The sequence below is a fragment of the Pseudonocardia halophobica genome, from assembly GCF_027922425.1.
Taxonomy (GTDB): Bacteria; Actinomycetota; Actinomycetes; order Mycobacteriales; family Pseudonocardiaceae; genus Pseudonocardia; species Pseudonocardia halophobica.
In genome coordinates, this window is the sequence record NZ_BSFQ01000019.1 from 1 (window position 1) to 23,167 (window position 23,167).

Below are 23,167 nucleotides of genomic sequence, written 5' to 3' on the forward strand. Positions count from 1 at the left end.
CCGCGCCGACGGGAGCGGGACCGACGCGGGCGGGACCGGGGGGAACCGGTCCGGCGGGCGCGCCCGCCGGGCGGACCGCCCAGGCGGGCACCGGTGGCACCGTGGCCCGGCCCGCGGCCGGGCTCACCGTGGTGCCGACGAGGGCCGGGCCCGCGACGGGCCGTGCGGGAGCACCGCCGGGTGCCCCGACGCCCACCGCAGCGGCGCCCGGGTGCGCGGGAGCACCCGGGGCGGCGGACGCAGGGGCCGGTGGGCCGGCGGGAGCCGGTGCGGGAGCGGCCTGCACGGGGGCGACCTCGGGAGACCACGACGCGGCGTCGGGCGCGGCGGTGACCTCGGGCGCCGCCACGGACGAGGTCGCCCGCGGGCGGCGCGGCACGAAGGTCGCGGGATCGACCCGGTCCAGCACGCGCCGGACCTTGCGCAGGTTGCGCTCGGGGGTGAGGACCAGCACCGAGAGCACGAGGCCGGGGCCCGCCGGGTCCGGCAGCAGCCGGATCAGGTGCAGGACCGCCGATCCCTGCCGCACGACGACCTCGGCCGGGGCGCCGCGCACGACCTGGGCGAGCGCCTGCGCGGCGCGGATCACCTCGGCCTGCGCGGCGGCCACGGCCTCGGTGTCGAGCCGCGCGCGGTCGGCCGTCTCGGCGTCGAGCGTCAGACCGCTCTCGACGTCGACGAGGGCGCACGCCAGCACGGACGGCTGGCGCAGCACCTCCTTCGCCGCGACGCGCAGGACTCCGGGACTGCCGGGGATGCTCAGCACGCCTGAATTTGTATCGGGACGGTCGCGGACCGCGATCAGCGGTGGGCGTTCGCCTGGAAGTACTGGCTGTCGCCGCCCTGCGGGGAGCGGGCGCCGGCGTTGGGGTGGGACATGTAGAACTCCTGCTCGATGACGCGCAGGTCGCGGCGCGCCATGGCGAGGTTCGCCTGCGCACGGTTGAGCACCAGGTAGAGGAACAGCTTCTCGTCCGGCAGGCCCCGGATCAGCCGGATCAGGTGGTACTGGTTGTCCAGCGTGATCAGGATGTCCTCGATCTGCTCGCGCAGGCCGAGCTTCTGGGTCACCTCGATCTTGCTCTTGACCACGTCGCTGTTGCCGGGCGCGGCGACCTCGAGGTCGAACTCGGCGCTGCCGCCGCGCGAGCCGAGCATCATGCCGCTGTCGTAGTCGACCAGCGCGACGGCGAACGCGCCCTTGATGTTGGCGGCCATGTCCAGGGAATGCTCGATGGAGCTCATTGTGTGCCTCCGACCGCCGGGTCGGGGGGACGATTCTCCGGCGGCCTGCAAAAGGTGGGACGGGGGAACCTCTAGGGTATCGCAGAATCGTTGCGCGGGGCACCGGGGGTCCATTTCCCCGGAGGACCGCGGAACGGTGGCGCGGGTGGCCCGCGGGAAGCGGGCACCCGGCGGCCGCGAATCACCGCAATCGCCTCCGCAGGCCGTCGGCCAGCCGGCGCAACGTGTGCAGGTCGGTGGCCCAGCGGCGCTCCTGGTCGGCGTCCTCGGGCTCGCGCGGGGGCGGGATCACGGTGTCGCCGCGGCGGCGGGGCAGCGCGTCGGGAGGGGCCGTCGCGGTGTCGTCGGACGGATCGGACCGAGTGCCGTCCGCCGCGTGCTCGTGGGGGTCGACGGGCCGGTCCGCGACCGTGGCGTCGGGGCCGGCCGGCGATCGCTCGTCGTCCGCGGGCCCGGCCGTCCGCTCGTCCGCGGAGGACGGGTGCGACGGTGCCGAACTCGCCCGGGCCGCGCGTTGCGGCGCCGCCCCGGGGACGGTGGCACCGGCGGGGTCGTCGGGCGCGGGGCGCGGGCCCGGGACCCGATGGCGGGGTCCGGCGGTCCCCGGTGCCGCCGACAGCCGTTCGGTCGGAGGTCCCGGCCGCGGGTCGCGTTCGCCCCGTCGTTGTGCTGCCCCGGCGTCGGCACCCCTCGACTGCCGGGGCTGCCCGGCTCGTGGCGCGGGCCGAGGCGCCGGATCGGGTGGCAGCGGCGGGCGTGCCCGGTGCGCCGCCGCGAAGAACTCGGCCGCGAGGTACGAAGACCGGCTCCTGGCCTGCGGTTCTTCCGGCTCGTGTGCAGGCGCGCGGGGCTCGGGGGCGAACGCGGTCGGCGTGCTGCTGACCGCCGCGGGGGACGGATCGGTCGCCACCGCGCCTTCGGCGCGGCGCTCCAGCTGCGCGCTCGCCGGGCCTGGTGTCGGCGCCGCCGGCCGCGGGGCCGGGAGGAGGGCGGCCGACGGGAGCGCGGCGGGTGTCGAGGGCGGCGGTGCCGGCGGGGCGCTCGGCGTGGTCGGCAGCGGTGTGGTCGGCAGCGGTGTGGCCAGTGGCGGGGCGAGCGGCGACGGAGTGGCCGCGCCGGGTCGCGTTGCGGACGGACTCGCGGAGGACCCGCCGGTCCGGGCCGCGGCCGGCACTCCGCGCGGCGGCGTCGAGGTACCCGACGCCGGACCGGGTAGCGCCGACGGCACCGCGGTGCGGCGTGCGGAGGTCCCGGCCGCGGAGGGCAGAGCGCCGACGCCCGGCTGTCCGGTCGACCGCCGCGCCCGGCCGCCGGTGACGCTCTCCACCTCACGGAGCGCGGAGGCGAGGTTGGCCCGGGCCCGGACGAGGCGGAGGTAGAGCACCCCGGCCGAGTCGTCCGCGAGCGGGACCGGGGCGAGCACCTGCACGACCCGGCTGCCGGTCACGACGACGGTCTGCACCGTGCCGCCCCGCGTTCCGCCGACGGCCGCCGCACTGTCGAAAGCGTCGACGATCTCCGCGGCGGGCAGGCCGGAATCAATGTTCCCGGAAGCGCCAAGAATCGTGCAGGAATCGCGTTCCAGAACGCACGCGTACGACACTCCTGGCAGTTTCCCCAGGGTGTCGATCACGATGTCCGGAACGGGCACGAGAAAGTGTCTCACACGCTAAGAGAACCATTGCTCTCCCACCTTTCCGGCGCATTCCTGCGGAGCCGGAGGAACGCTCCTCCTAGGCCTTTCGGCGCAGCAGCGCCAGGGCCGTCCGCGCGCCTGCGGACGTCCGGGCGGCAGGGGTGCCGCCGGACGGGGGTCAGCGACCTGGGGATCACCGCGGACAGTCCTGTGTCTCGGCGCATCCGGCCCTGCACGGAGCGGCCACTCGATGGCGCGGGCGTCGGCGGCGGGCCTCTCGTCGGCAGGACCCGCTGCGGCAGGTGTACGGCACTGCCTTACCGGATGTGCCGAGCCCGAGCCGATGTGCGACGACGACTGGGCGGGTGCCGCGCACAGGTGCCGACGTCCGGCCCGCAGAGGTGAGCGACACCGGTGGCGGCCGCCGGCGATCACCGCCTGGCGTCCGACCGTCCGGAGTGGTCGGATGGGGTCGTGAGCGCAGCAGCCTTCCGAGCAGCCGTCGAGCGCGGCGACGCCGACGCCGCCACCGATCTCTTCACCGCCGACGCGGTGTTCCACTCCCCGATCGTCCACCGGCCGTACGAGGGACGGGAGGCGCTGCGAGCGATCCTCCGGGCGGTCGTGCAGGTGTTCGAGGACTTCCGCTACACCGACGAGTTCGCCGGCGAGGGCGGGCACGTGCTGGTCTTCCGCGCCCGGGTGGGCGACCGGGAGCTGGAGGGCGTCGACATCCTGCGCGAGGGGCCGGACGGCCTCGCCGAGCTGACCGTGATGGTGCGGCCCTACTCCGCCGCCACCCTGCTGCGCGAGCGGATGGCGGCACTCCTCACCCCCTGAGCCCATCCCCGAGCCAGCATCACGTCCGAGCCGACCACGACGCAGCCGGACCAAGCCTGACCAGCACCTACCCCGTCGGCGCCGTCGTCCTCGTGTGGACGGCGGTGAGGAAGCGGTGGACCGCCCGCACCGTGTAGGCGGTGCGGGCGGTGGGCAGCCCGTCGAACCCGTGCTGGGCGTGCGGCAGCTCCGCGTAGCAGACGGGCTCCCGCGACACCGCCCGCAGCCGCGCCACCAGCCGCCGCGACTGCCCGACCCCGGCCACGGTGTCCGTGTCGCCGTGCACGACGAGGAAGGGCGGCGCGTCGGGGCCGGCCCGGTGCACCGGCGACGCCGCGCGGTAGGTCGCCTCGTCGGCGGCGTAGCTGGTCCCGATGACCTTGCCCTCGAGCAGGTTCCACAGGCCCTGGTCGTCGGCGGTGAAGTCGTGCACCCCGTAGAACGGCACGGCGGCCTGCACGGAGGTGTCCACCTCCTCGAACCCGGGCTGGTACGCCGGGTCGTTCGGGGTCAGCGCGGTGAGCGCGGCCAGGTGCCCGCCCGCGGACCCGCCCGTCACGGCGACGAACCCGGGATCGCCACCGAAGTCGGCGACGTGCTCGCGGATCCAGCCCAGCGCCCGCTTGACGTCGACGATCATCGCCGGCCAGCGGGCGGCGGGCGCGAGCCGGTAGTCGACCGTCACGCACACCCACCCGCGCGCCGCGAGGTACGCCATCAGCGGCTGCGCCTCCTGGGTGCGCGAGCCGAGCGTCCAGGCCCCGCCGTGGACCTGCAGCAGGACCGGGGCGGGGCCGCCGTCGCGGAGCAGGTGCAGGTCGCGCCGGGCCCAGACGTCGAGCCGGTGCTCCGGCTCCGGGCCGTAGGCGACGTCCTGCGCCACGACGTACCGGCCCGCACCCCGCGCCCGGTCGCGCACCCGCCGGGCCGCACCGGGGATCGGCCGGTCCAGGCCGGTGACCCCGAGCGGCGCCAGCGCCTCCTGCAGCACGACGGCCGAGCGGCGGGCGTCGGCACGCAGCCCGGCCAGGGCCGCCGCGGCGGCGGCGTTGGTGCCGATCGTCGCCAGCGCGGCGACGCGGCCCGAACGCGGACCCCGCACCAGCTCCGCCACCCCGCCCGCCGCCAGTGCGGCGTGCGCCAGTGCGTCCGCGACCGGCATCTCCGACGCCGGCGTGCAGGCCGCCATCTGGGCCACCGACGTCGGCCAGCGCCGCAGCACCGGCCGGCGCGCACCCACCGCCGCCAGAACGCCCAGGATCCCCGCCACCGTGCCGGTACGCCCCATCCGAGCTCCCTCGCTCCCGTGATCGCCGTCGATCCTCCCGATCCTCGCGCGCGGCGGCCCGCGGATCTCCCCCGCCTCCTCGCTCACATCCGTCCGGCCCAGTCCGCCCGCGACTTCGTCACGCAGTGTCGCCGTCAGGCCGCACGACACGCGCTCGTGATGCCGTCATTCGGGTGAGTTCGATCTCCGCCCGCACCGTGCCCGCGGGGTGCTCCGTTGACCTCCCAGACGGTCGCGCAGGCCCGAACGGTCTCCGGCGGGTGCTCCGCACGGCCGAGGCCTGCCCGGCCGCCCGTCCCGCACGGACACCGGGCCGGGAGGAACGGCGGACGACGGGGAGGACGAGCGACAGTGCCCGGAGGAGGTCACGGACCGGCGCCGCGCGCGAGCCGACAGGGCCCGCCGTCGCAGCAGCCGCGCCCCCGCACCGCCCCACCGGGCCGTCCCGTGCCGCCGGTTCCGCCGCCCGCCCGTCCGGACGTGCCGGGTCGTCCCGGCCCGCTCGCCGGCCCTCCCGGGTGCGGGCGTCCGCTGCCGCCCCCGCCGCGGCGCGCGCCCGAGAACCCGTCGTCGCGCTCGACCCCCTCCCGCGGGGACGTGCGGCCCGACCGCTCCACCCCACCGCGCACCGGCTCGACCGCCGACAGCGGCGACGCGGCGCGCAGCTCGCGACACAGCACCGCGTCCCGCCCGTCCGACCGCTCCCGCAGCACGGGCACCACCGCGCGCCGCGGGGCCGGCACGACCGGGACCACCGGGACCACGGGAGCGACCCGCACCGGCGACCCCACCCGTCGTCCGGCCGTTCCCCGCGCCCGCAGCCGCCGCTCCCGCACGCGCACCGGCGTCGGCTGGTGGCAGACCCCGGACCCGAAGCGGGCGACCTCGACCGCCACCGGTCTGACCCCCGCGACCGAGCCGCCCGCCCCGCAGGGCCCGCTCGAGCTGCTGCGCCGGCGCCTCGGCGGATCGGCGCACCGCCGCCCGCTCACCCCGGCGCAGCGCACCGCGCGCCGACGGTGGCGCGTCAAGTGGGGTGTCCTCGGCGGGCTGGCCGCACTCGTCGTGCTGCCCCTGCTCGCCCTCGGGATCGGCTGGCTCGCCTTCTCCGTGCCGACCGCGGACGACGCCGTCAACAACCAGGTCGCGACGATCTCCTTCGCCGACGGCACCGACCTGACCCGGCTCGTCCCCGAGCAGGGCAACCGGACCAAGGTGACGGTCGACCAGATCCCGGTGCACGTCCGCGAGGCCGTGCTGTCGGCCGAGGACCGCAGCTTCTACTCCAACCCGGGCTTCGACTTCACCGGCATCCTGCGCGCGGTGTGGAACCAGCTGCAGGGCGGTGTCGGCGGCGGCTCGACGATCACCCAGCAGTACGTCAAGAACGCCCTGGTCGGCGACCAGGTCTCCTTGTGGCGCAAGTACAAGGAGCTGATCGTGTCGCTGAAGGTCAACCAGGAGAAGTCGAAGGACGAGATCCTCACCGACTACCTGAACACGATCTACTTCGGCCGCGGCGCCTACGGCATCCAGTCGGCGAGCCAGGCGTACTTCGGCAAGGACGTCGGCCAGCTGACCGTGGCCGAGGGCGCGCTGCTGGCCGGGGTGATCCAGTCGCCGTCGCGCTGGGACCCGGCGATCGACCCGAACAAGGCCGTGCAGCGCTGGGACTTCGTGATGGACGGCATGGTCGGCCAGGGCTGGCTCGCCCCCGGCGACCGCGCCGCCGCCACCTTCCCCGCCACGCAGCAGCGCAAGGCCGCGCCCGGCAGCGGCTCCTTCTCCGACAGCCGCGGGCACGTCGTCAACGCGGTGAAGGCGGAGCTGGACTCGCTGGGCATCACCGACCAGGAGATGGCGCAGGACGGCCTGCGGATCACCACCACGATCGACCCGGAGCAGCAGCGGCGGGCGGTCGAGGCCGCGCAGGAGACGCTCGACGGGCAGCCGGACAACCTGCGCTCGGCCGTCGTTGCGATCGACCCAAGGACCGGCGGGGTCAGCGCCTACTACGGGGGCGAGAACGGCGTGGGGCTCGACTACGCCCGGGTGAGCAAGCAGCCCGGCTCGACGTTCAAGCCCTTCGTGGTGCTCGCCGCGCTGAGCCACGACCCGCCGATCGGCCTCGGCACGGTGTTCGACGGCAGCGAGGAGTCCGGCCTGCGCAACGCCGACGGCGCGGACTGCCCGCGCTGCGACATCAAGCAGGCCATGACGATCTCCAACAACGTCATCTTCACCAAGCTGGCGGCCAAGGTCGGGCCGGCGAACGTCGCCGCGGCCGCGCGCGCCGCCGGCATCACCTCGCCGCTGGACAACCCCGACGCCCGGCTCGCGCTCGGGAACAAGGAGGTCACGCCGCTGGAGCTGGCGTCGGCCTACGCCACGATCGCCGACGGCGGCGTCTGGCACGCCCCGCACTTCATCTCGAAGGTGGTGACCGCGGACGACCGGGTGCTCTACGAGGCACCGGAGTCACAGGGCGAGCGGCGGTTCAGCGAGCAGGTGGCGCGCAACACCGTCGAGGCCATGCTCGGCGTGGTCCCGAACGACGGGCTCGGCATCGGCCGCCCCGTCGCGGGCAAGACGGGCACGGTGCAGTCCCGGTTCGAGGGCGAGAACAACGACGCCTGGTTCTCCGGCTTCACCCCGGACCTGGCCACCGCGGTGTGGATCGGCACGGACATGAACTCGCCGATCCGCACGGCGTCCGGCACCCCGGTCGAGGGCAAGACCCTGCCCGGCGAGATGTGGCAGACGTTCATGAAGCAGGCGATCGAGGAGGAGCCGCAGCAGGACGGCTTCGGCAGCTATCGCCCGATCGGCGAGCCCGCGTCGGACCTCCCGCCCAACGAGACGCCCAGCGCCACGCCGACGCCCAGCGCGCCCCCGAGCGCGTCGTCCGAGGTCCCGCCGCCCCCGCCGACGCCGGTCACCCCGACCACGGAGCCGCCGCCCGGCAGCGGCGCGCTGCCCGACCGGGACGACACGCTGTTCCCGGGTGAGGAGGGCCCCGCCACCACCGCCCCCGGCTCCCCGCCCACGGCCCAGCGCCAGGACTGCTCGATCACGCCCTGCGGCTGAGTGCCCCGGGCCCGGCGCGGGTCTACCGTGGATCGGGTGAGCACCCCACGACGGTTCGCGGTCGACGCCTGGCCGTCGGACCGCAGCCTGGTGCTCTACGTCCCGGAGATCGAGGCCGCCACCGCGGTCCGGGACATGCGCGACGCCGAGGCGGCAGCCCGCGACCTGATCGCCGTGCTGACCGGCCTGGACCCGGACGGGATCGAGTGCGACGTCCGGCTGTCGCGCCGCGCCCGCGTCGCCCCCTGGCGCTGAATCACGGCCGTCAGGGGCGCGGGATTCCTCAGGGGCGCAGAGTTTCTCAGGGGCGCAGGGTCTCCAGCACCGCGCTCGGCACCACGAGGTCCGCCCGGTCCCGGGTCGCGGCGACCCGCTCGGCGTTGGGCCCGTCGACCCGCCGCACCCACTCCTCCGCCGCACCGGGCGCCTTGCCGAACCGCACGTGCCGGTCCACGAGCCGGCGGAGCCGCAGCTCCTCGCGCAGGTCGCAGAACCAGACCTCGGTGAGCTCGGCCGCCACCGCAGGCCAGGGCTCGTCCGGCAGCAGCAGGTAGTTGCCCTCGGTCACGACCAGCCGGGCGTCCGGTGGCACCGCGATCGCCCCGGCCAGCGGCTGTTCCAGGTCCCGCTCGAACATCGGCGCGTACACAGGGCCGGACTCGCCCGTGCGGAGCCGGCGCAGCAGCGCGAGGTAGCCGGCCGCGTCGAACGTGTCCGGGGCGCCCTTGCGGTCCCGCCGGCCCAGCCGGTCGAGCGCGACGTCGGCCAGGTGGAAGCCGTCCATGGGCACGTGCACCGCGCCGGGGACCGCGGCGGCCACGTGCGCCGCGAGCGTGGTCTTGCCGGAGCCGGGCGCCCCGGCGATGCCGAGCAGGGCCCGCCCGCCCGCGGCGAGGGCCGTCGCGCGGGCGACCGGGTCGATCATGCCGGGAGCGTACGCGGCGGGCCCGTACCCGGCCCGGTCACGCCTGGTACCGCACCGCCAGCACGACGATGTCGTCGCCGGTGTCGGCGGGCGACCCGGCCACCAGGTGGTCGCAGAAGGCCTCCAGGTCCAGGTGCGCCCCGGCCTCCGCGAGGGCGAGCAGCTCGCGGGCGCCGCGGTCGTCGACGTCGTCGCGGCGCTCGGCGAGCCCGTCGGTGTAGAGCACGAGGGTGGCGCCGGGGACGAGCTCGATCTCCTGGTCGTGCCGCAGCCGGTCCGGGTCCACCCCGAGCACGACGTCGACGGCGCCGGTCGCGTACCGGGCGGTCCCGGCCGCCTCGACGACCAGCGGGGACGGGTGCCCGGCGTTGGACCAGCGGAAGAGCCGCTGGTCGCCGCGGAGCAGCACGCGCCCGTGCAGGAGCGTGGTGAAGCGGGTGACGTCGAGGCGCGAGGCGACCCGGTCGAGCCGGCGCAGCACGTCCGACGGCGCGCCGTCCGTGTCGAAGGCCAGCGCGCGCAACATGCTGCGGAGCTGCCCCATCGTGGCGGCGGCGGCCAGGTCGTGCCCGGCCACGTCGCCCACAGCGAGTGCGAGGTCCCCGAACGGCAGCCGGAACACGTCGTACCAGTCGCCGCCGACCTCCAGCTCCGCGGCGGCGGGGCGGTAGCGGGCGGCGACCTCGATCCCGCCCATGCCGACCTCGGCCATCGCGGGCGGCTCGGTGAGCATCGACTCCTGCAGCGCCAGCGACACCTGCCGGGTCTGCTGGAAGCGTCGCCCGTGCTCGACGGCGGCCGACGCCCGGGCGGCCAGCTCGGTGACCAGCGCGAGGTCGTCGGCGGTGTAGGGCAGCCGGTCGCCGCAGCTCGCGAACAGCAGGCCCGCGATCACCCGGCCCCCGGAGATGACCGGCGCGACCAGCCGGGAGTTCATCCGCACCTCGCGGGCCCACGAGTACATCTCGGGGGTGCCGGCCCAGTGCTCGACCTCGAGCGGGTCGAGCTCCAGCTCGGGCCGGCCGGTCCGCACGCTGCGCGCCAACGGGTGGTCCGACCCGAACACGAACCGTGCCGCGCCGTCCGCGCCGATGTCGCCGGGCACCGGCGGCAGGCCGGGCGCGGCCCGGGTGACCGAACGACGGCCGTGCACCGGGTGCCCCGGCTCGAGCGGACGGGCCTCGTCGACGAGGTAGACCCGGCAGAGGTCCGCGAACTCGGGCACGACGGCGTCGGCCAGGGCGAGCAGCTCGGTCTCCGGGTCGAGCGCCCGGTTGACGGCGAGGGTGGCCCCGGCCAGGACGTCGAGCCGGTGCCGGGACCGGAACTCGTCGTCGATGTCGGTCTCGGTGCCGACCCACTCGACGAGCCGCCCCTCCTCGCGGACCGGGACGGCCCGGGACCGGAACCACCGGTACCCGCCGGCGGCCGTGCGCAGCCGGTGGACGTGCTCGAACCCCGCGTCCTCGCCCGTCCGGGCCCGCGCGACGGCCGCCTCCCACGCCGCCCGCTTGCGCCGGCGGTCCTCGGGGTGGATGGCGTCGAGGAAGCCCCAGCCCGCGTACTCGTGCGGGGCCTGCCCGGCGACGGCCCGGTAGCTCGGCGAGTCCTCGCGCGCGCTGCCGTCGGGCTCGCGGATCCACACGGCGGCCGACGTGGCGTCGACGAGGCTGCGGTAGCGGCGCAGCAGCGACTCGCGGGCCGCGGCCAGCTCGGCGAGCTCGCGCCGGGTGTGCTCGGCCTCGGTGATGTCGACGACCACGAGGCCGGCGCCGAGGACGCTGCCGTCCCGGTCGTGGACGGGGTAGCAGTTGACCATCCAGGACTGCTCCGGGCCGCGGCCGTGCCACAGCCGCCCGGTGAAGGGGCTCTGGGTGATCGGCCGGTCCTCGTCGAGCACCCGGCGCAGCAGCCGGCCGATCCGGACGCCCGTCTCGCCGTGCACCTCCTCCAGGGAACGCCCGATCCGGTCGTCGGCCGAGCCGCCGTCGATCGTGGTCACGGCGGAGTTGACCCGCCGGAACCGCAGGTCGTGGTCGAAGTACGCCAACCCGACCGGGGCGTTCTGCCACAACGCGTCGAGCAGCGAGAACGCCTCGACGCCGACGCGCGCGTCCGTGGCGTCCTGCAGCACCCCGACCACGGCGACCTCCCCGGACCCGGGTGCGGCGTGCACGTAGAGGAGGCGCCCGGTGGGCACCACGGCCGGCAGCGGGTCGCTCACCCGCCCGGAACGGGCGCGGGCCAGCATGTCCCGGGCCGCGGCGAGGTCGACCGGCGGCCGGACCGGGTCGAGGCCGCTGCGGCCGACGACCGTGTCTGCCGACCAGCCCGTGAGCCGCGCGGCCTCGGCGCTCCACAGGAGCACGCCGCCCGTGGCGTCGAGCGCGAACAGGCCCACCGGCAGGTCGGCGACGACGTCCGCCGCGAGCTGTGCCTGCGGCCCGTGCATCCGCGCATTATGGGGGCTCGCGCCGATCGGGCGATACGGGCCACACTCGGGCGGTGGAGGCGGACGAGTACGTGACCGTGGCGCCGCATCCGGCGCTGCGCCGCTACGTCCGCCGCCTGCAGGGGTACCGGGAGTTCAGCGCCACGCCGCTGCGCCGGTTGCAGGCCCCCGTCGGGTCGTGCGCGTTGATCCTCGGCTTCGGCGGTCCGCTGCGGCTCCACGGGCCCGCCGGACCGGCCGTGCCGTCCTCGCCCCGCGCGTTCCTGGCCGGGATGCAGACCGCGGCGGTGCACACCGAGTTCCGCGGCCACCAGCACGGGGTGCAGGTGGATCTCACGCCGCTCGGGGTGTTCGTGCTGCTCGGGCGGCCGACGGCGGAGCTCACCGGCGCGGTCCCCGCCCTCGACGAGCTCGACGACCCCGGGCTGGCGGCCCTGCCCGACCGGCTCGCCGCGGAACCGGACTGGCCGGCGCGGTTCGCGCACGTCGAGGCGTTCCTGGCCGGACGGCTGCTCGCGGACACCGCCCGCACGCCCGATCCCGAGGTCGCCTGGGCCTGGCGGGCCCTGGTGCGCCGGGCCGGCCTGGTCGGGATCGCCGAGCTGGCCGCGGAGACGGGCTGGAGCCGCCGGCACCTGCTCGACCGGTTCCGGGCGCAGGTCGGGCTGGCCCCGAAGACCGCAGCCCGGGTGCTGCGCTTCGAGCGGGCGGCCGGGCTGGTCGTCGGCGGCGGGCCGTTCGGGGCGCCCGGCCCGCGGCACGACCTCGCCACCGTGGCCGCGGAGTGCGGGTACGCCGACCAGGCCCATCTGACGAGGGAGTTCCGCGCGCTGGCCGGGATCACGCCGTCGGCCTACCGGTGCGCATTCGTTCAAGCCACGCCGGTCGCGGGCTCCTAGGTTCTCCGGCATGGGCATCCACGTGACACTGCGCTACGACGACCCGCGCGCCGCGCTCGACTTCCTCACGGGCACCCTCGGGCTGACCCCCGGCCACGTCATGACGGCCGACGACGGGTCGATCGGGCACGCCGAGGCGTACTGGGAGGACACGGCGGTCATGATCGGCACCCGGTCGGGCGGGGACGACCGCTTCGACACCGGCCGCGCCGTCCTCTACCTCACCACCGACACCCCGGACGCCCTGCACGACAAGGCGATCGGTGCCGGGGCCGAGCTGGTGTACGGGCTGACGGACCAGCCCTACGGGTCCCGCGAGTTCGCCGTCGCCGACCCGGAGGGCAACGTCTGGTGCTTCGGGACCTACCGCCCGGCGGCCCCGTGAGCACGGTGGCCCCGCTCGAGCGGCTCCGGGCGCTCTGCCTCGCGCTGCCCGAGGTCACCGAGAAGATCAGCCACGGGGAACCGGCGTGGTTCGTGCGCAGGACCTTCGTGACCTACGCCGACCACCACCACGACGACCGGCTCGCCTTCTGGTGCGCCGCGCCGCCCGGGGTGCAGGAGGAGCTGGTCGCGACCGATCCGGGGCGGTTCTTCCGGCCGCCCTACGTCGGCACCCGCGGCTGGGTGGGCGTCCGGCTCGACGTCGAGGTCGACTGGGACGAGATCGCCGAGCTCGTCACGGACGCCTACCGCACCGTGGCCCCGCGGAAGCTGATCGAACGCCTGGCCTCCCTAGACTCGCGGCCGTGAACCGGGTCGAGATCGATGGCGCCGCCTACGAGTACGAGGACGTGCCCGGCACCGGTGCCCCGCTGCTGTTCCTGCACGAGGGGCTGGGGTCGGTGGGGCTGTGGCGCGGCTTCCACCGGCGCGTCGCCGAGGCCACCGGCCGCCGGGTGGTCGCCTACTCCCGGCTCGGCCACGGCTTCTCGGACCTCCCGCCCGCCAAGCGCACCGTCAGGTTCATGCACGAGGAGGCCGCGAGCGTCGTCCCCGCACTCGTCGAGGCGCTTGACCTCGGCGAGCCGGTCCTGGTGGGGCACAGCGACGGCGGCTCGATCGCGCTGCTGGCCGCCGCGGACCTGCCGGTGTCCGGGCTGGTCGTGCTGGCCCCGCACGTGCTGGTCGAGGAGATCGGGCTGCGGGCGATCGAGGAGGCCAAGCGCGCCTTCGAGTCCGGCGACCTGGCCCGGCGGATGGCCCGCCACCACAGCGACGCCGAGGTGTGCTTCCGGAACTGGAACGACGTCTGGCTCGACCCCGCGTTCCGGGAGTGGGACCTGCGCCCGGAGCTCGCCAGGATCACCTGCCCGGTGCTGGGCATCCAGGGCGACGCCGACCCGTACGGCACCGCCGTCCATGTCGAGGCGGTCCGCGACGCCGCCCGCGGCGACACCGACCTCCTGTTCCTCCACGGCGGCCACGCCCCGCACCTCGAGCGCCCCGCCCTCGTCGACGCCGCGGTCGCGGGCTGGCTCACCGACCTGTGAGTGGCGATAGTCGCTGGAGCGACTATCGCCACTCACGACGTGGAGCCGCCGGTCAGGAGCCCGGGGAGGCGAGGAGGAGCCCGACGAGCTCCCGCCGGCTCCGGACGCCCGTCTTGTCGAAGACCGACTTGAGGTGGTCCTGCACGGTGTGCGCCGAGATGAGCAGCGCAGCCGAGATCTCGCGGGTCGACCGTCCCCGCAGCACCAGCGTGGCGACCTCCGCCTCGCGCGGGGTGAGGGCGTGCGCCGCCAGCCGGGCCGCCGTCGTCGAGCCCGGCCCGGTCGAGTCGAGGACCACGGACACCAGGCCGGTGCCGCCGGCCGGTCCCGTCAGCCGCGACGCGCTCAGGCGCACCCAGCCGCCGGGCCTGGTGCGCACGGTGCAGCCCAGCGGTGTCGGTCCCCGATCCCGTTCCGCCGCCAGCAGTGCCGCCGCCACCGCCTGCACGGCGACGGGCAGCTCGCCCGGGCCGTCGTCGAGCAGCTCCGCCAGGGCCCGGGCCTCCGGCGTGCTCGCCACGAGGGCGAGATCGTCGGACACCAGCAGGACACCGGGCCGGTCCGGTCCGGCCGTGGCCGCCGCACGCACCGCCGCGTCCCGGATCCCCGCGGCCAGGTGCGGCCCGACCCGGGCGACCAGCTCCAGCTCCCGCCGGGTGAACCCGCGCTCGCCGTCCTCACGGTGCAGGCACAGGTAGCCCCAGCACTCGGAGCCCGCGACGAGGGCCGCCCGCAGCTCGTCGCCCAGCCCGAGGGGAAGCATGATCTCGCCGTAGCGCGGGCTCGCCGCGCGCTCGCCCCTCGTCGCGAGGTCGAGCGAGCTCACGTGCCGGGGCGCGGTCGCGAGCGCGGCGAACCGGTTGACGTCCGACCCGGAGAACTCGTTCTCCAGGAACCGCGCGGTCGAACCCGCCAGCGGCTCCTCCGCGTAGGCGCCGGTGAACAGGAGGGTCACCGGGTCCGCGGTGGCGACGAACGCCGCAGCGACCGGCACGATCCTGCGCAGCGACCGCAGGACCCGCTGCCGCAGGTCCGGCAGCGACAGGCCCGCGTGGCACTGCCGGACGAGCTCGCGCTCGACCCGCCCGCGGTCCACCCGCCCGGCCATCGGTGCAGTGTCGTCCTCCGCGCGACCGGGGGCCATCCCAGATCGGTGGGATGGCCGGCGGCCACGGGTGGGCGGACCCTCCCGCCATGAGCACCGACACCACCACCGATCGGCTCGCCGGCACGAAGCAGCTCGTGGACGAGTTCATCCAGGCCCTCTTCACGCGGGGCGAGCTCGACGCCGTGGACCGCTACCTCGCCCCTCACTTCGTCGACCACGACCCGCCGGTGCCGGACGTCCCGGCCGGTCGGGAGGCCCTGCGCCGCGCTGCGGCGATGTTCCGGGCGGCCTTCCCCGACTGGCACAGCGACCTCGAGCAGCTGGTGGCCGAGGGCGACGTCGTCGTCGAGCGGTTCACGGCCCGCGGCACGCACCGGGGCGAGATCATGGGCGTCCCGCCGACCGGTGCCACGGTGGTGCTGCGCGGGATCAACGTCTTCCGGGTCGAGGGTGACCGCATCGTCGAGCGCTGGGGCCAGCTGGACGAGCTGGGCCTGCTCCGTCAGCTGGGGCTGGTCCCCGCCGCGGTCAGCGCGCCGACCAGCCGGTGATCCTCTCCGGCGTCAGGACGAGCAGCGGGCCGCGCGGCCGCGCGTCGCGGTAGGGCGGGTACTTCGCCTGCAGGGCGTCGAGCGCCCGCTCCCGCAGCGCGCCGGCCTCGTGGACCGCCGCGCTGCCGTCCACCCGGACCCACCACAGCTGCGCCCAGTCGTCGGCGTACTCGTCGACGACGACGGCGGCCCGCGGATCCCGTGCGACGTCCGCGAGCCGGGCCAGCCTCGTGCTCCGCTTCGGCTTCACCTCGTCGACGGCCGAGCAGATCAGGCCGTCGACCAGCGCGAACGTGATCGGGACGAGCCGGGGCGTGCCGTCCGCACGCAGCGTGGCGAGCCGGGCGACGGGGTGCGCCGCGAGCCGCTCCCGGCACGCGCGCTCGTCGAGGGACGGCACCCGCCGAGCCTACGACGCCAGGGGCACCTCGACGCGGGTCGACAGCAGCACCGCGTCCCGGGTGTCCCGGCGCTCGTGCTCGAGGAAGCTGGGGGCGGCGGCCAGGAAGAGGGTGCGGCCGTCCTCGCCGCCCAGCGCCACGGCGTAGGTCTGCAGCTCGCCGAGCGTGATCTCGTCGAGGATCTCCCCGCCCTCGCGGACCCGGACGGCGCGGTGGTGGTCGGCGTCGGCCACCCAGATCGCGCCCTCGGCGTCGGGCTCGGCGATGCCGTCGGGCACCACGGACAGGCCGGGCAGCATCTCGCCGATGTTCCGCGAGGCGGGCAGGTCGCCGAACCGGGCCCAGTCCCGCCGGCCGCCGAGGGAGCCGTCCGGCCGGATGTCGAAGGCGGACATGCGGTTGCCGAAGCTCTCCGCGACGACGAGCGTGTCGTCCCGGACCACCGTGCCGTTCGGGAAGTAGACCTCCTCGGCCACGACCTCCGCCGCGCCGTCGGGGTCGACCCGCATGACCAGCCCGGGCTCCAGGTCGGCGCCCCCCATCAGGTCGAAGCCGAAGCACCCGACCCAGCAGCGGCCCTGCCGGTCGACCGCCATGTCGTTGAGCACCCCTCGGGCGAGGCCGCTCAGGTCGGCGTGCGTGACCAGCGTGCCGTCCTGCTCCCGGCGCAGGATCTTCTGGTCGCGCATCGACACGATCAGCACCCGGCCGTCGGGCAGCAGCCCGGTCCCCGAGGGCTGGGCGGGCACGGTCGCCTCGACCCGCAGGTCGCTCCCGTCGGCCTCGGCGCTGAGCACCCGGTGGGTGTAGAAGTCGCTCACCCAGACCCGGCCCCCGCGCCAGCGCGGGCCCTCCAGGAACGACAGCTTCTCCAGCACGACGGTCGGCTCGGCCACGCGGCCCCCTCCGGTCCGGCCCCCGCTCCGGTGCGGGGGCGACCGGGTCAGTCTGGTGCGGGGCGGGCAGCCGGTCGAGACCGTCCGACGATCACGGTGCCCGGTCGTCGTCAAGGGAGCGCTGGTAGAGCGCGGTGTCGAGGACCCGGCCGTGCTTGCGCCCGACCCCGCGCAGCACCCCGACCTCGCGGAACCCGGCCCGCAGGTGCAGCGCGACCGAGGCCGGGTTGCCCTCCGGGTCCGCGATCACGGCGACGACCTGCTCGAACCCGGCCGTGCGGCACTCGTCGAGCAGGCGAGTGAGCAGCGCCCCGCCCAGACCGCGCCCGGCCGCGTCCTCGGCGAGGTACACCGTGTTCTCGACGGTCCGCCGGTACGCGGCCTTGGCGCCCCGCCAGGGCGAGGCGTACGCGAACCCGGCGACCCGGCCGTCGAGCTCGGCGACGAGGAAGGGCAGGGCGCCCGCGGTGAGCGCGGCGAGCTTGGCCTGCCACGTGTCCAGGTCCGGAACCTCCTCGTCGAACGTCGTGACCGTTCGCTCGACGTACGGGGCGTAGACCGCCGCGACGGCCGGCAGGTCGTCGAGGGTCGCGGGCCGGACGGGTCGGTGCACGGGACCATGATGGAACACCACGGGGTGGGCTACGGTTGAGCCAGTTAGTTGCGAGCTCAAGCAGATGCCCGTCGACCCCGGAGGTCCCGATGCCCGCCGTCACCGTCGCCGACGTCACCGCGCTGCCGCGCGTCCCCGAACCCGGACCCACCGACCTCGACCGCGGGGTCCGCTCCGTCACGGCCGCGCCGCGCGGGTACGAGGGCGAGGGCTTCCCCGTGCGCCGCGCCTTCCAGGGGGTCGACCTGCGCGATCTCGACCCCTTCCTGCACATGGACCAGATGGGCGAGGTGGAGTACGCGCCCGGCGAGCCGAAGGGCACGTCGTGGCACCCGCACCGCGGCTTCGAGACCGTCACCTACATCATCGACGGCGAGTTCGAGCACCAGGACAGCCACGGCGGCGGCGGGAACATCACCAACGGCGACACGCAGTGGATGACGGCCGGGGGCGGGCTGCTGCACATCGAGCGGCCGCCGGAGGCGCTGGTGGCCAGCGGCGGGCTGTTCCACGGCCTGCAGCTGTGGGTGAACCTGCCGAAGGCACAGAAGTGGCTGGAGCCGAAGTACCAGGACCTGCGCGCCCGCGAGTCCGCCCTGCTCACCACGCCCGACGGCGGCGCCCTGATCCGGGTGATCGCCGGCGAGCTGGCCGGGCACGAGGGTCCGGGATCGACCTACACGCCGATGGCGATGATGCACGCGACCGTCTCCCCCGGAGCCCGCATGCGGCTGCCGTGGCGGCGGGACTTCAACGCCCTCGTCTACGTGCTGTCCGGCGCCGGGACGGTCGGGAAGGACGAGCGTCCGATCCGTGAGGGGCAGCTGGCGCTGTTCGGGCCGGGCGACCTGATCACGGTGGCGGGGAACCGCGGGCAGGACTCGCGCACCCCGGCGCTCGACGTCGTGCTGCTCGGCGGGCGGCCGATCCGCGAGCCGGTCGCGTGGGGCGGCCCGTTCGTGATGAACACCCGGGCCGAGGTGCTGGCTGCCTTCGAGGACTACCAGAAGGGGAAGCTCGGCGTCATCCCCGCCTCGTACGTGCCGCACGGGGGCCTGGGAGGATCGACGGCATGACCGAGCCCATGATCCTCGACGTCGCCGAGTGGTCCAGATTCGAGATCCACGTCGACGGGAGGCTCGCCGGCTTCGCGAACTACCGCGCCGAGCCCGGGAAGATCACCTTCACGCACACCGAGATCGACTCGATGTACGAAGGCCAGGGCCTGGGCGGCAAGCTCGCGCGCTTCGCGCTGGACAACGCCCGGAAGCGCGGGCTGGCGGTCCACCCGGACTGCCCCTTCATCCGGGGGTGGATCGAGAAGCACCCGGACTACGTCGACCTCGTCCCGCTCGAGGCCCGCCCGCAGTACGCCCTGTAGACCCGCCAGCCGCGCCCTCGCTCCGCGAGTCGGGACCTCCGGCACCGCGAGTCGGGACCTCCGGCACCGCGAGTCGGCACTTCCGGGCGACCGAATCGCACATCTCGGAATGCGTCGTGATCGTCGTCGAGGTGCACTGAGGGCGGGCGGGACTGCCCTCGATGCCCGCAGACGACGATCACGGCCGCGAGGAACCCTTCTGCAGCGCCGCTGATCGTGTTCCGATGCACCCCCATGGTCCTCGGCGACCCATACCGCACGCCGCCGTCGATCATGAGGGCCGGGAGTCGTGCAAACACCCGAGCCGCTCGCACCGCCTCCGACCCAGGGACGCCCGAGTCGGCACTTCCGCGCTACCGAGTTGCACCTCGTCGTCGCCCGGGATGTCGTTCGGGCGCCCGAGACCGCCGACTCGCGGGTGATCGTGCCGGGGGTGCGGAACTGTCGGGGGTGGCTCGTAGCCTGGTCCTGTGCTGGTCGTCCACGCCCTCTGGTCCCCCGCCCGGGGCGTCGTGCTCTGGGCGGAGGACGGTGAGCGCCCCGCCACCACCTCGCGCCGCTCGCTGCGGAGCGCGCGGCCGCACCCGTTCGCCGTGCCGGCGTCGCAGCTGGCCGGGATCCACCCCGGCAAGCAGACGTCGATCACGCTGCTGCTCCCCTCCCGTGCGAACGGGCCGGTGGAGTCGCCGGAGCTGGTGCGCCGCACGGCGTCCGGCCGGCGGTCGTCCGAGGTGTCGTTGACGCCGTGGACCGTGCCGGCGGTCGTGGTCGAGCCGGGCGAGCTGGCCGACCCGGCCGAGGACGTGCGGTACGGCGCCTCCGTCGTCCACCTGCGGGCCCTCGCGGCCTTCGCGGACGATCTCGCCGCCGGCGGGCGCGTCCTGCCCACCCTGCGGCCGGGGCCCGAGGCGCGGTGGCGGCCCGTGGTCCAGGGGCTCGACGCCGTGGCGCGCCGCTCGCTCGTCGAGGCGCTGCCCCCGGTGGGCCGCGCCGAGCAGCGGCGCACCGGCGACACCGCCGGGCACTCCCCCGACCTGCTTGTCGACGGCGCTCTCGACACCCTGGTCGACGCCGCGGTCCGCGAGCGCCTGGCCCGGGCGGACGCGCCCGTCGCCCTCGTCCCGCCGCGCCGCGGCCGCGCGCCGAAGGCGTTGCCCGCCACGGAGGCCTGGCTCGCCGCCCTCGCCGGACCGGACCCGCGGTTCGAGGCGACGGAGCGGGAGCTCGCCACGCTGGCGGACGCGCTCGGCCCGTGGGACGCCGTCACCACCGAGGAGACCGGGCCGGCCCGCGCCACCTTCCGTCTCGCCGAGATCGGCACCCTGCACGATCCCGGGGACCCCGGGGACGACCCGCTCGACCAGACCGGCGACGGCACGCGCTGGGTGCTGGAGTTCCAGCTGCAGTCGACCGAGGACCCGAGCCTGGTCCTCCCGGCCGACGACGTCTGGGCGGGGCGCGCCGACCGGCTGATCACCTCGGCGCAGGAGCTGCTGCTGGCCGAGCTGGGCCGGGCCGCGCTGGTCTACCCGCCGCTCACCGGCGCGCTGCGCCAGGCCCGGCCCGAGGAGCTCGACCTCGAGCTCGACGAGGCGCACCGCTTCCTCACCGAGGACGCCGCGCGGCTGCTCGCGGCGGGCTTCGGCGTGCAGCTCCCGGCGGGGTGGACCGGGCGGCGCCCGCTCGGGCTCCGGCTGTCGGTGTCCTCGCCGCCGGCACCGGGCGTCGTCACGCGTGGTGGGCTCGGCCGGGAGGAGCTCGCGAGGTTCCGCTGGACCCTCGCCGCCGGCGACGAGGAGCTCGACGAGGAGGAGATCGCCGCGCTGGTCGCGGCCAAGGCCAAGCTGGTCCGGATCCGCGGCCAGTGGGTGAGCGTCGACGCGGACGCGCTGGCCCGCGGCCTGGAGTTCCTGCGGCGGCAGAACGCCCGCCGCGGCTCCGGCACCGCGGCCGACGCGCTGGCGCTGGCCCAGGGCGCCGTCGACACTCCCCTGCCGATCACCTCGGTCGCGGCCGAGGGCTGGATCGGCGACCTGCTCGGCGGCACGGCGGACCGCACGCTCGAGCCGCTCGACCCGCCGCCGGGGTTCCGGGCCGAGCTGCGGCCCTACCAGAAGCGCGGGCTGTCCTGGCTCGCGTTCCTCTCGTCGCTCGGCCTCGGCGCCTGCCTGGCGGACGACATGGGCCTGGGCAAGACGATCCAGCTCCTGGCCCTCGAGGCACGCGAACGGCAACAGGCCCCGCCCGGCCCCACGCTGATCCTCTGCCCGATGTCGCTGGTCGGCACCTGGCAGCGGGAGGCGGCGCGGTTCGCGCCGGACCTCCGCGTCCACGCCCACCACGGTCCCGGCCGGCCGCGCGGCGAGGCGTTGCGCGAGCAGTTGGCGGACACCGACATCGTGGTCACCACCTACGGCACCGCGTCCCGGGACATCGAGGAGCTGGAGTCGCTGCCCTGGCACCGCCTGGTGCTCGACGAGGCGCAGGCGATCAAGAACAGCAACGCCGCCCCGTCGAAGGCGGCGCGGCGGATCGTGGCCGGGCACCGGATCGCGCTCACCGGCACGCCGATGGAGAACCGGCTGGCCGAGCTGTGGTCGATCATGGACTTCCTCAACCCCGGCATGCTCGGCACCCCGGAACGCTTCCGGCAGCGTTTCTCGGTGCCGATCGAGCGGCACGGCAGCCCGGAGGCCGCGGAGACGTTGCGCCGCATCACCCGCCCGTACCTGCTGCGCCGGCTGAAGACCGACCCCACGGTGATCGACGACCTGCCGGAGAAGATCGAGATCAAGCAGGAGTACCACCTGACCCGCGAACAGGCCTCGCTCTACCGCACGATCGTCGACGACATGATGGAGAAGATCGAGGACTCGGTCGGCATCCAGCGCCGCGGCAACGTGCTGGCCGCGATGGCCAAGCTCAAGCAGGTCTGCAATCACCCCGCCCAGCTGCTGCACGACGGCTCGGCGATCGGGAAGCGCTCCGGCAAGGTCGCGCGGCTCGAGGAGCTGCTGGCCGAGATCCTGGCCGAGGGCGACAAGGTGCTGCTGTTCTCGCAGTTCACCGAGTTCGCGTCGATGCTGGTGCCGCACCTGTCCGCCCGGTTCGACCAGGAGGTGCTGCACCTGCACGGCGGCACGCCGAAGAAGCAGCGGGACGCGATGGTCGAGCGCTTCCAGTCCGGGGAGGGCCCGTCGATCTTCCTGCTGTCGCTCAAGGCCGGCGGCACGGGGCTCACGCTCACCGCGGCCAACCACGTCGTGCACCTGGACCGCTGGTGGAACCCGGCCGTCGAGGAACAGGCCACGGACCGGGCGTTCCGCATCGGCCAGGGGCGCACGGTCCAGGTCCGGAAGTTCGTGTGCCCCGGCACCGTCGAGGAGCGGATCGATGCGCTGATCGAGTCGAAGAAGGCGTTGTCGGACATGGTGATCAGCGACGGCGAGGGGTGGCTCACGGAGCTGTCCACGGGCGAGCTGCGGTCCGTCTTCGCCCTGGGTGCGGAGGCGGTGGCCGAGGAATGAGCGACCAGCCGTTCTGGGCCCAGGAGGACGTGCCGCGCCGGCCGCTGCGCGTCGAGGGCGGCATCCAGATCCACTCCACCCGCGGCACCGTGGCCCGCACCTGGTGGTCGGCGCGGTTCATCGCCGTGCTGGAGTCGCTCGGGGTCGGCGGGCGCATGGCGCGTGGGCGGAACTACGCCCGCTCCGGGCAGATCGTGTCCTGCGAGGTCGACGCGGGCGCCGTCGTCGCGCTGGTGCAGGGCACCCGGCCGACCCCCTACAAGGTCCGCATCGGCATCCCGGCCTGGGGCAAGCAGGACTGGGCCCGGGCCGAGCAGGCCCTGGCCGACGACGCCTGGTACGCCGCCACGCTGCTGGCCGGCGGGATGCCGCCGGAGATCGAGGAGCTGTTCGCCGGGCTCGGCCTGGCGCTGTTCCCCGCGTCGCAGCGCGACCTGTCGATGGACTGCACGTGTCCGGACGCCACGGTCCCCTGCAAGCACCTCGCGGCGGTGTTCTACCTGCTCGCCGAGCGGTTCGACGCGGACCCGTTCGAGGTCCTCGCCCTGCGCGGACGGGACCGCGAGACCCTGCTGGCGAACCTGCGCCGCCGCCGCGGGAGCACGGCGGCGCCCGAGCCCGTCGCCGAGGAGACGGCGCGTCCCCTCGGCGAGCTGCTCGACGGGTTCTACGCGGCCGGCGAGCTCGACCTCACCCGGTTCGCCCCGGCCGAGCCCGAGCCGGGCGCACTGCTCGAGCAGGTGCCGGAGCTGCCGATCGAGGTGCGCCGGCGCAAGGTCCGCGACCTGCTGCGACCCGCGTACGAGCAGCTCGCCGAGTAGCGGT

21 protein-coding genes and 1 pseudogene are annotated in these 23,167 nt (G+C 75.4%); 12 read left to right on the top strand and 10 right to left on the bottom strand.

Annotated elements, in window-relative coordinates; translation table 11 throughout:
* The 3 genes and pseudogenes from PKE99_RS21175 to PKE99_RS21185 form a co-directional block, all read right to left on the bottom strand.
* A pseudogene (locus PKE99_RS21175) lies at positions 1–766 on the bottom strand (hypothetical protein); the annotation flags it as partial.
* 35 nt (positions 767–801) lie between these two features.
* Positions 802–1,245, bottom strand: a complete 444-nt coding sequence (locus PKE99_RS21180) for a hypothetical protein (protein ID WP_037044262.1) — start codon at positions 1,243–1,245, stop codon at positions 802–804.
* A gap of 181 nt (positions 1,246–1,426) precedes the next feature.
* Positions 1,427–2,707 (bottom strand): hypothetical protein, encoded by a 1,281-nt coding sequence (locus PKE99_RS21185; RefSeq protein WP_037044259.1) that lies wholly within the window; start codon positions 2,705–2,707, stop codon positions 1,427–1,429.
* 648 nt (positions 2,708–3,355) lie between these two features.
* On the opposite strand from PKE99_RS21185, the gene PKE99_RS21190 reads away from it, so the two are divergent.
* Positions 3,356–3,721, top strand: a complete 366-nt coding sequence (locus PKE99_RS21190) for a nuclear transport factor 2 family protein (protein ID WP_037044547.1) — start codon at positions 3,356–3,358, stop codon at positions 3,719–3,721.
* A 67-nt stretch (positions 3,722–3,788) separates the two neighbouring features.
* Here the strand turns inward: PKE99_RS21190 and PKE99_RS21195 are convergent, their stop codons facing one another.
* Entirely contained in the window at positions 3,789–5,009 is a 1,221-nt protein-coding gene (locus tag PKE99_RS21195) for an alpha/beta hydrolase (protein WP_037044256.1), read from the bottom strand.
* Between the two features lie 597 nt (positions 5,010–5,606).
* On the opposite strand from PKE99_RS21195, the gene PKE99_RS21200 reads away from it, so the two are divergent.
* Positions 5,607–8,096: a transglycosylase domain-containing protein gene (locus PKE99_RS21200; RefSeq protein WP_051737228.1), complete on the top strand. Its 2,490-nt coding sequence runs from the start codon at positions 5,607–5,609 to the stop codon at positions 8,094–8,096.
* Positions 8,097–8,132: 36 nt separating this feature from the next.
* Positions 8,133–8,351: a hypothetical protein gene (locus tag PKE99_RS21205; protein ID WP_037044254.1), complete on the top strand. Its 219-nt coding sequence runs from the start codon at positions 8,133–8,135 to the stop codon at positions 8,349–8,351.
* 46 nt (positions 8,352–8,397) lie between these two features.
* On the opposite strand, the gene PKE99_RS21210 is transcribed toward PKE99_RS21205, so the two are convergent.
* Both PKE99_RS21210 and PKE99_RS21215 read right to left on the bottom strand, forming a co-directional pair.
* Complete coding sequence (locus PKE99_RS21210; RefSeq protein WP_037044252.1) at positions 8,398–9,021, bottom strand: nucleoside/nucleotide kinase family protein; 624 nt, start codon at positions 9,019–9,021, stop codon at positions 8,398–8,400.
* 37 nt (positions 9,022–9,058) lie between these two features.
* Positions 9,059–11,473 carry a SpoIIE family protein phosphatase gene (locus PKE99_RS21215; RefSeq protein ID WP_051737227.1) on the bottom strand — a complete coding sequence of 805 codons (2,415 nt, stop codon included), beginning with the start codon at positions 11,471–11,473 and terminating at the stop codon, positions 9,059–9,061.
* Positions 11,474–11,526: 53 nt separating this feature from the next.
* Between PKE99_RS21215 and PKE99_RS21220 the strand changes: the two genes are divergently transcribed.
* The 4 genes from PKE99_RS21220 to PKE99_RS21235 are packed head-to-tail and all read left to right on the top strand — an operon-like array spanning position 11,527 to position 13,865.
* Complete coding sequence (locus tag PKE99_RS21220) at positions 11,527–12,372, top strand: helix-turn-helix domain-containing protein (RefSeq protein WP_037044250.1); 846 nt, start codon at positions 11,527–11,529, stop codon at positions 12,370–12,372.
* Positions 12,373–12,382: 10 nt separating this feature from the next.
* On the top strand, positions 12,383–12,757 hold the full coding sequence (locus PKE99_RS21225; RefSeq protein ID WP_037044248.1) for a VOC family protein: 375 nt from the start codon (positions 12,383–12,385) through the stop codon (positions 12,755–12,757).
* 5 nt (positions 12,758–12,762) lie between these two features.
* Positions 12,763–13,125, top strand: a complete 363-nt coding sequence (locus PKE99_RS21230) for an MmcQ/YjbR family DNA-binding protein (protein WP_037044539.1) — start codon at positions 12,763–12,765, stop codon at positions 13,123–13,125.
* Complete coding sequence (locus tag PKE99_RS21235; protein ID WP_037044247.1) at positions 13,122–13,865, top strand: alpha/beta fold hydrolase; 744 nt, start codon at positions 13,122–13,124, stop codon at positions 13,863–13,865. Before PKE99_RS21230 ends, PKE99_RS21235 begins: the two co-directional genes overlap by 4 nt.
* A 52-nt stretch (positions 13,866–13,917) precedes the next feature.
* On the opposite strand, the gene PKE99_RS21240 is transcribed toward PKE99_RS21235, so the two are convergent.
* Positions 13,918–14,973 (bottom strand): LuxR C-terminal-related transcriptional regulator, encoded by a 1,056-nt coding sequence (locus PKE99_RS21240; protein WP_037044246.1) that lies wholly within the window; start codon positions 14,971–14,973, stop codon positions 13,918–13,920.
* 86 nt (positions 14,974–15,059) lie between these two features.
* Between PKE99_RS21240 and PKE99_RS21245 the strand changes: the two genes are divergently transcribed.
* Entirely contained in the window at positions 15,060–15,524 is a 465-nt protein-coding gene (locus PKE99_RS21245) for an ester cyclase (RefSeq protein ID WP_051737226.1), read from the top strand.
* On the opposite strand, the gene PKE99_RS21250 is transcribed toward PKE99_RS21245, so the two are convergent.
* The 3 genes from PKE99_RS21250 to PKE99_RS21260 form a co-directional block, all read right to left on the bottom strand.
* On the bottom strand, positions 15,502–15,924 hold the full coding sequence (locus tag PKE99_RS21250) for a TIGR03668 family PPOX class F420-dependent oxidoreductase (RefSeq protein ID WP_037044245.1): 423 nt from the start codon (positions 15,922–15,924) through the stop codon (positions 15,502–15,504). The two genes, PKE99_RS21245 and PKE99_RS21250, sit on opposite strands and share 23 nt — an antisense overlap.
* Before the next feature lie 9 nt (positions 15,925–15,933).
* Positions 15,934–16,821: an SMP-30/gluconolactonase/LRE family protein gene (locus PKE99_RS21255; RefSeq protein ID WP_037044243.1), complete on the bottom strand. Its 888-nt coding sequence runs from the start codon at positions 16,819–16,821 to the stop codon at positions 15,934–15,936.
* 91 nt (positions 16,822–16,912) lie between these two features.
* Positions 16,913–17,434: a GNAT family N-acetyltransferase gene (locus tag PKE99_RS21260; protein ID WP_037044242.1), complete on the bottom strand. Its 522-nt coding sequence runs from the start codon at positions 17,432–17,434 to the stop codon at positions 16,913–16,915.
* 89 nt (positions 17,435–17,523) lie between these two features.
* On the opposite strand from PKE99_RS21260, the gene PKE99_RS21265 reads away from it, so the two are divergent.
* The 4 genes from PKE99_RS21265 (at position 17,524) to PKE99_RS21280 (ending at position 23,163) form a co-directional block, all read left to right on the top strand.
* Positions 17,524–18,510, top strand: coding sequence for a pirin family protein (locus PKE99_RS21265; protein WP_037044241.1), 987 nt, complete (start codon positions 17,524–17,526; stop codon positions 18,508–18,510).
* On the top strand, positions 18,507–18,815 hold the full coding sequence (locus PKE99_RS21270) for a GNAT family N-acetyltransferase (protein ID WP_037044240.1): 309 nt from the start codon (positions 18,507–18,509) through the stop codon (positions 18,813–18,815). Before PKE99_RS21265 ends, PKE99_RS21270 begins: the two co-directional genes overlap by 4 nt.
* A 470-nt stretch (positions 18,816–19,285) precedes the next feature.
* A complete protein-coding gene (locus PKE99_RS21275; protein ID WP_037044239.1) occupies positions 19,286–22,342 on the top strand; it encodes an SNF2-related protein in 3,057 nt (1,018 codons plus the stop codon).
* The gene (locus tag PKE99_RS21280; protein WP_051737225.1) at positions 22,339–23,163 is read left to right on the top strand and encodes an SWIM zinc finger family protein; all 825 of its coding nucleotides are present in this window, start codon (positions 22,339–22,341) and stop codon (positions 23,161–23,163) included. Before PKE99_RS21275 ends, PKE99_RS21280 begins: the two co-directional genes overlap by 4 nt.
* Positions 23,164–23,167: the final 4 nt, after the last annotated feature.

Coding starts and splice junctions, on each gene's coding strand:
- PKE99_RS21180 (WP_037044262.1), bottom strand. CDS start 1,245: ATGAGCTCCATCGAGCATTCCCTGGACATGGCCGCCAACATCAAGGGC.
- PKE99_RS21195 (WP_037044256.1), bottom strand. CDS start 5,009: ATGGGGCGTACCGGCACGGTGGCGGGGATCCTGGGCGTTCTGGCGGCG.
- PKE99_RS21210 (WP_037044252.1), bottom strand. CDS start 9,021: ATGATCGACCCGGTCGCCCGCGCGACGGCCCTCGCCGCGGGCGGGCGG.
- PKE99_RS21215 (WP_051737227.1), bottom strand. CDS start 11,473: ATGCACGGGCCGCAGGCACAGCTCGCGGCGGACGTCGTCGCCGACCTG.
- PKE99_RS21225 (WP_037044248.1), top strand. CDS start 12,383: ATGGGCATCCACGTGACACTGCGCTACGACGACCCGCGCGCCGCGCTC.
- PKE99_RS21240 (WP_037044246.1), bottom strand. CDS start 14,973: ATGGCCGGGCGGGTGGACCGCGGGCGGGTCGAGCGCGAGCTCGTCCGG.
- PKE99_RS21245 (WP_051737226.1), top strand. CDS start 15,060: ATGAGCACCGACACCACCACCGATCGGCTCGCCGGCACGAAGCAGCTC.
- PKE99_RS21265 (WP_037044241.1), top strand. CDS start 17,524: ATGCCCGCCGTCACCGTCGCCGACGTCACCGCGCTGCCGCGCGTCCCC.
- PKE99_RS21270 (WP_037044240.1), top strand. CDS start 18,507: ATGACCGAGCCCATGATCCTCGACGTCGCCGAGTGGTCCAGATTCGAG.
- PKE99_RS21280 (WP_051737225.1), top strand. CDS start 22,339: ATGAGCGACCAGCCGTTCTGGGCCCAGGAGGACGTGCCGCGCCGGCCG.